Source organism: Pseudorhodoplanes sp., from assembly GCF_035565795.1.
Lineage (GTDB): Bacteria > Pseudomonadota > Alphaproteobacteria > Rhizobiales > Xanthobacteraceae > Pseudorhodoplanes.
The window spans coordinates 1-6195 of record NZ_DATMRV010000052.1 but is presented as its reverse complement, the minus strand read 5'-3'; the positions used below and the strand labels follow the sequence as shown (position 1 = coordinate 6195).

The window sequence follows — 6195 nt, the reverse complement described above, 5'->3', positions numbered from 1 at the left end:
GTCGGCAAATTTACTTGGCTACGCGTATAGGTTAACAATTCCTTACCTCAAATGCGGTGGGGCAGTAACCAAAATGGCGTACATGTCTGTTGCGTCGCCGGCTCTTGTTCAGAGCCCGCGTGAACGATCGCGCTCCGGTCGACTTCGGCATCTCCTGAGCGCACGAGACCTCACAATCGATGATGTGGACGATTTCTGTCAGGCGGCGGACGACTTCGAGTCCGGTCTTGCGCCCCGTCAGCAATTGTTCGGACGTACCGTTGCGCTACTGTTCTTTCAGTCGAGCACGCGCACGCGGCTCGGCTTCGAGTCAGCAGCCGTTGCCCTCGGCGCGCATTGCATCGGCATGGAGGACATGTCGGCCTCGCGCACCAATGCGAGCATCGGCGAATCCCTGGAGGATTGCGCCGCTGTTGTGTCGCGTCTGGCCGACGCGATCGTCGTACGGCATCACGAATGCGCGGCAGCGGCGCGGATGGCTGCGACTTCGGTCGCACCGGTGATCAACGCCGGCGACGGATGGAACGAACATCCAAGCCAGGCCCTGATCGATATCCACGCCATGCGTCGCGGGCTTGGGACGCTGCGCGGCAAGAGCATTGCGTTCGGTGGCGACCCGCGCGGCCGCGTGGTTCGGTCCCTCGTCCAGTTGCTGCGTTTCGAGGCGCCGCGGGAGATCGTCTTCTGCCCGCCCCCGCACTACCCGGTTCCGGAGGATTTCGAATCCACCCTGGCCGAATACCAGATCCGGTTGCGCGTCGTCAGCGATATCGATACCGCGCTGGTCGAATGTGATGCGGTCATGATGGCGCCTTACGACATGTCTGCCATCGGCGAGCCGCCGGCATCGGGTTATGTGTCGCCTCATTTCACGCCGAAGCACTTTGCGGTCACGGCGGAAAAGATCCAGCGGCTCGGATCGAGCGCCCAGCTCTATCACCCTCTGCCGCGCTTCGATGAGATCGATCCGTCATGCGACATGCTGCCTAATGCGATGTATTTCGAGCAGGTACGCCTGTCGAAATTCATGCGGATGGCGGTCCTTGAACGGCTCCTGACCGCCAACTAGGCGGACGAACGCAAGGTCGCTCCGACTAGGATGCGACCTTGCGGCGCGGCCGTTGACCGGGGCGCTCCTGCGTGAGGGTCGCCGAGACCGGGAAGATCGGCTCCTTGATCAGACTGCGAAGCTGCCGCGCCGGTAGCGGCTTGCTGAACAGATAGCCCTGAATCGCGTTGATGCCGAAGCTTCGCAGGCGCTGAAGCTGGATCTCGGTCTCGACGCCTTCGGCGATACACTCCATGCGAAGCTCGCGCGCGATCTGCGCGGTGCCGTTGACGATTGCCGAGGTGCGCGGCGATTCATCGATCTTCTGCGAGAATTTGCGGTCGATCTTGATCTTGGAGAACGGGAAGTCGTTCAGATAGGCAAGCGACGCGAAGCCGGTCCCGAAGTCGTCGAGAGAAATGCCGATCTTCATGCTTCGCAATTCATCCAGAATGCCAAGGGTCGCCGCATTGTCATCGATGAAGACCGATTCGGTGATCTCGAGATCGAGCCGGTTTGGCGCAAGTCCGGATTCGGAAAGCGCGGCGCTGACCCGCTCGATGATTTCGCGACCGTGACGGAACTGAACCGGCGAGAGGTTCACGGACACCTTGATGTCCGGGCTCCAGTGGGTCGCTTCGACGCAGGCTTTCGTCAGGACCCAGGACCCGATCGAGACGATGAGGCCAGTCGCTTCTGCGATCGGGATAAAGACATCCGGCGCGATCGGACCGAGTTCCGGATGGTTCCAGCGCAACAGGGCTTCGCAGGCAATCGCACGTCCGGAGCGCGGATCGACGATCGGCTGGTAGACGACATCCAGCTCTCCCCTGCTCAGCGCCCGCTGCAGGTCATGCTCCAGTGCGACGCGGCTTTCATACTCGCGCGAAAGCTCTCCGGTATACTCGACGATCTGCCCGCGACCGCATCGCTTGGCTTCATAGAGCGCGAGGTCGGCGTTCCGAAGCAACGCATCCATCGTGGATTCACGCTGCGCAAGCGCGCAGCCTATGCTCGCACCACAGACGCTTCGCGTCATTTCAACCGTGAACGCATCCGTGAATTTGTTCAGGATGTCACGTGACACAGCCGCCATATCGAGCGCGCGCGGCCCAACCAGCAGGACGAGAAACTCATCGCCGCCGACACGCGAAACTTCGTCGCCCGGCCGAAGCGCAGCACGAATACGATCCGCAGCCTCACGCAGGACGGCGTCGCCGACCGGATGACCCAGCGTATCGTTGATGTCCTTGAACCGGTCGAGGTCGATCGCAATGAGCGCAATCTCACCGCGGACGGGCGCAGAGAACCGCCCTTCCAGCAGACTGAGGAAGGCGGCACGATTCCAGAGGCCGGTCAGCGCATCGCGCTGTGCGAGCGTTTCGATCCGCCGGAAGGCCTGATGGCGCGACACCAGATTGTCGTAGACGCTTCGGCAGATGACGATCGTTCCAAGATACAGCGCACCGATGAATGTCGCGAGCACCATATGCGCGACGTCGGCGCGCATGATCAGCGCCAGGGTGAACGGCACGCATGTGAAGCTGACCTGACCGATCGTGATCAGCGGACGGCTGGCGTTACGTGACGAAACGCCGGCGATGTAGCCAATGACGCAGCAGCCAACGAGAATCTCGATGTCACTGCCGGGATGAGCGGTGACAGCATAGGCCCCTGCTATCCCGACAAGACCGGAGAACGCCCACGCGCCGAGCAGCGCGATCAACTCCCAGCGCTTCAGGGCTGCGATATCATCCGGATCATGCTCGACGCGATGATAGAAACTGGCGGCAGCGCTGCGCGCGACCCCGATCAGCAGGAATCCTGCCGAGATCAACCCGAAGACGAGATCTCCGCTGAGCGCCCAGGCAACGGCGGTCACAGCCGCTGCAGCAGCGGTCGCGATAAACAACGGCTTTGCCGTGCTCGTTGCGCCGTAAAGCGCGCGCACGAGTTCGAAATGCAAGACCGGGTCGGGGACCGATCCGTTCACGCGGTCGACAAAGCGGGATATGGCTGCCGCGAGCCCCATGAAAGCGCGTTCCGATCGGGCAGTTTTGCCCGCTTCTCACCGGCATTGTGCGGTGAACTTGTTAAGGAACAGGCCTTTCAGAGCGGTAAAGACCGCATTCCAGCGTTACACGGCCAATTGTCGATCAATTCGGAAAACAGAATCTTAGCGCCGGAACCATTACACAGCGCCAGTGCAGGGCCTTGATCAGTCCGGATAGAGAAAATTAACCATCGCGCGCAGGTTTCGATTAACGATACCGGCGTGGCGCGACATGCGCGTCTCAAGATGGAACAAGATCAATTGCCGGACGGCGCGCGGTGTTTACCTGGTGTCCAGCCGGCGGGCGAAGACCAAAGCCACAAGGCTGATGGCACTCGCGAACATGAGGTAGAACGCCGGAGCGAGCTTGCTTCCGGTAGCCTCGATCAGCCATGCGTTGATGAACGGTGCAAAGCCGCCAAAGATCGCGACGCCGAATGCGTAGCTGATCGACAGCCCCGTGGTCCGCATCCGAGCTGGGAACAACTCGGACATCATTGCGCCGAGCGGCCCCATATATGCTGCCGACAACACACCGATGACACCTTGCGCGATCAGAAGAGTTTGCAGGGTCGGCGCCGCCGCGAGCCACGAGAAAAGCGGATAGACCAGTACCAGCGTGCCCAAGGCCGCCGGGAACGCGATCGGCAATCGGCCGACGCGATCCGACATTGCGCCGAAGACCGGAATCAATGCCACCTGAATGACGCCGGTCAGCAGTCCGCCGAGGAAGCCGCCTGAGGCGGTCAAACCGAGTTGCCGGGTCGCATAGGTCGGCATGAAGAGCACGGTGTACATCGCGACGGTGCAGAGCACGACGGCGCCAAGTGAAACGAGGAGCCGCTTCTTGCTGTCGGACAGAGCTTCGCGAAGCGGCGAAGTCGAGACCTGCATCGACTGGAATTCCATCGTCTCATCGACGTGCCGCCGGATGTAATAGGCCACCGGTCCGATCAGCAGGCCGATCAGGAAAGGAACACGCCATCCCCAGCTCTCGATCTGCGCTGTCGACAGGATCGAGGTCAGAGAAACGCCTATGGCGGTGGCGAGAATTGTCGTGATGCCCTGGCTCGCGAACTGCCAGCTCGCGAAAAGCCCTCGCTGCTCCGGATTTTGCTCCGCAAGGAATGCGGTCGCACTCCCGAATTCACCGCCCGCGGAAAAGCCCTGGATCATCCGCGCAGCAACGATGAGCAGCGGTGCAAAAACTCCGATGGCCGCATAGGTCGGAGCAACGGCGATGATCGTCGTACCGATCATCATCAGGAAAATCGTGAGTGTGAAGGCCGCCTTGCGTCCGTTGCGATCGGCGTAGTTGCCAATCACGATCGCACCAAGCGGCCGCATGAAGAACGTCACTCCGAACGTCGCGAGTGCAAGCAACAGCGACACCGTCTCATTCACGGTCGGGAAAAAAAGCTTCGCCATGGTACCGGCGAAGAAGCCGTAGATGACGAAGTCGAACCACTCGAGTGCGTTACCGACAGAAGCCGCCGCCACAGCGCGCCAGCGCGGTACCACGTTGATGGGTTTGGTCATTGTGGCCGCCGTCATTCGCAACTTCTCCGTGCGCCCCTCGATCAGGACGTTGCTGTGACGATTCATAAGTGAGTCGGGGCCTCCACGCCGCAACATTAAGGCAAATCAAAGCACTGAAATTCGAAGGCTTTTCCGGCCCGGAGCACACCAATTTTGGCGCGCGCGCAGAAAGCGGCACAATTTTGACTATGGCGGCGATCCGGAAGCAGATAATTGAGAGAAGATCCTCAGATGCTTAGAGGAGGATCGCCCCTTCGTCAGAACCTGAGCGCGGTGCCATGCAGTCTTTCGTCTACAACGCCCTCCCGTCCCGCGTGATTTTCGGAAGCGGGACGATCTCCCGGCTGAAATCCGAGATCGAACGGGCCGGATGCAATCGCGCCTTGCTTCTCAGCACACCGGAGCAGGCGGAAACACTGGCGCCGATCGCGGCCTCGCTTGGTTCACTGGCGGCGGGGACCTTCACGCAAGCGGCCATGCACACCCCGACCGACGTGACCGAACGAGCCCTGAACAAGGTTCAGGAATGCGGGGCGGATTGCACGATATCGTTTGGCGGCGGATCGTCGACCGGCCTCGGCAAGGCGATCGCGCTGCGCACCGACCTCACCCAGATCGTGGTCCCGACCACGTATGCCGGTTCGGAGGTGACGCCGATCATTGGCGAGACCAAGAACGGGGTGAAGGTCACCCAACGCACGCTGAAGGTCCTTCCGGAGGTCGTCATCTACGACGTCGATTTCACTCTCAGCCTGCCGCAACGCCTGACCGTGACATCAGGCACCAACGCCATCGCGCACGCGGTCGAGGCGCTCTATGCGGAAGACCGCAACCCGGTCATCTCGATGATGGCCGAGCAGGCCATCGCTGCCATGGGGCGCGCTCTGCCCGCAATCGTGAACGATCCAACGAACCTCGATGCGCGCTCTGAGGCGCTGTATGGCGCCTGGCTGTGCGGCGTATGCCTTGGGTCCGTCGGCATGGCGCTGCATCACAAGCTTTGCCACGTCATTGGCGGCGCGTTCGATCTGCCGCACGCGGACACCCATACGGTCATCCTGCCTTACGCCATGGCGTACAACGCCAAAGCCGCGCCTGATGCCGACGCCGCCGTCGCGCGCGCACTCGGCGGACAGGACGGGACATCCGCGCTGACCGCACTGGCCGCCCGGCTCGGCAGCCCGCGCAGCCTGAAATCGCTTGGCATGCCGGAATCCGGGATCGACCGCGCTGCAGATCTTGCGGTCCAGAATCCTTACTGGAATCCGAAGCCGATTGAGCGCGGCGCCGTCCGTGCACTCATTGCAGCAGCGTGGGCCGGCGAGGCGCCGAAGCCGCTGAACTAGATGCGCGGCGTCGAAGACGGGACAATCGCGGAAGCCTTCGACTTGCCAGTGGCGGGCCGTTTCCGTGGTGACGGGCCGACTGCGACCTTCATGATCTTTGCAACCACAAGGTCATGCAGTTTTTCCGACTTGTCGATGGTGCCGTGCCCGATGCTCGCGTCGCCGCTCAGGTCCATGTTGACGAGCTCACCCTTGTATCCCTTGGGCGC

At 61.6% G+C, this 6195-nt stretch carries 4 protein-coding genes and 1 pseudogene; 2 read left to right on the top strand and 3 right to left on the bottom strand.

Going from position 1 to position 6195, the window contains the following annotated elements:
* The first annotated feature begins 73 nt into the window (after positions 1-73).
* Positions 74-1069 carry a hypothetical protein gene (locus VNZ93_RS05700; RefSeq protein ID WP_325701321.1) on the top strand — a complete coding sequence of 332 codons (996 nt, stop codon included), beginning with the start codon at positions 74-76 and terminating at the stop codon, positions 1067-1069.
* A gap of 25 nt (positions 1070-1094) precedes the next feature.
* Here the strand turns inward: VNZ93_RS05700 and VNZ93_RS05695 are convergent, their stop codons facing one another.
* Both VNZ93_RS05695 and VNZ93_RS05690 read right to left on the bottom strand, forming a co-directional pair.
* Positions 1095-3080: a putative bifunctional diguanylate cyclase/phosphodiesterase gene (locus tag VNZ93_RS05695; protein ID WP_325701318.1), complete on the bottom strand. Its 1986-nt coding sequence runs from the start codon at positions 3078-3080 to the stop codon at positions 1095-1097.
* A gap of 303 nt (positions 3081-3383) precedes the next feature.
* Positions 3384-4655 (bottom strand): MFS transporter, encoded by a 1272-nt coding sequence (locus tag VNZ93_RS05690; protein ID WP_325701315.1) that lies wholly within the window; start codon positions 4653-4655, stop codon positions 3384-3386.
* A 263-nt stretch (positions 4656-4918) separates the two neighbouring features.
* On the opposite strand from VNZ93_RS05690, the gene VNZ93_RS05685 reads away from it, so the two are divergent.
* Positions 4919-5986, top strand: a complete 1068-nt coding sequence (locus VNZ93_RS05685; RefSeq protein WP_325701311.1) for a maleylacetate reductase — start codon at positions 4919-4921, stop codon at positions 5984-5986.
* Here VNZ93_RS05685 and VNZ93_RS05680 read toward each other — a convergent pair.
* A pseudogene (locus VNZ93_RS05680) lies at positions 5983-6195 on the bottom strand (hypothetical protein); the annotation flags it as partial. The gene VNZ93_RS05685 and the pseudogene VNZ93_RS05680 sit on opposite strands and share 4 nt — an antisense overlap.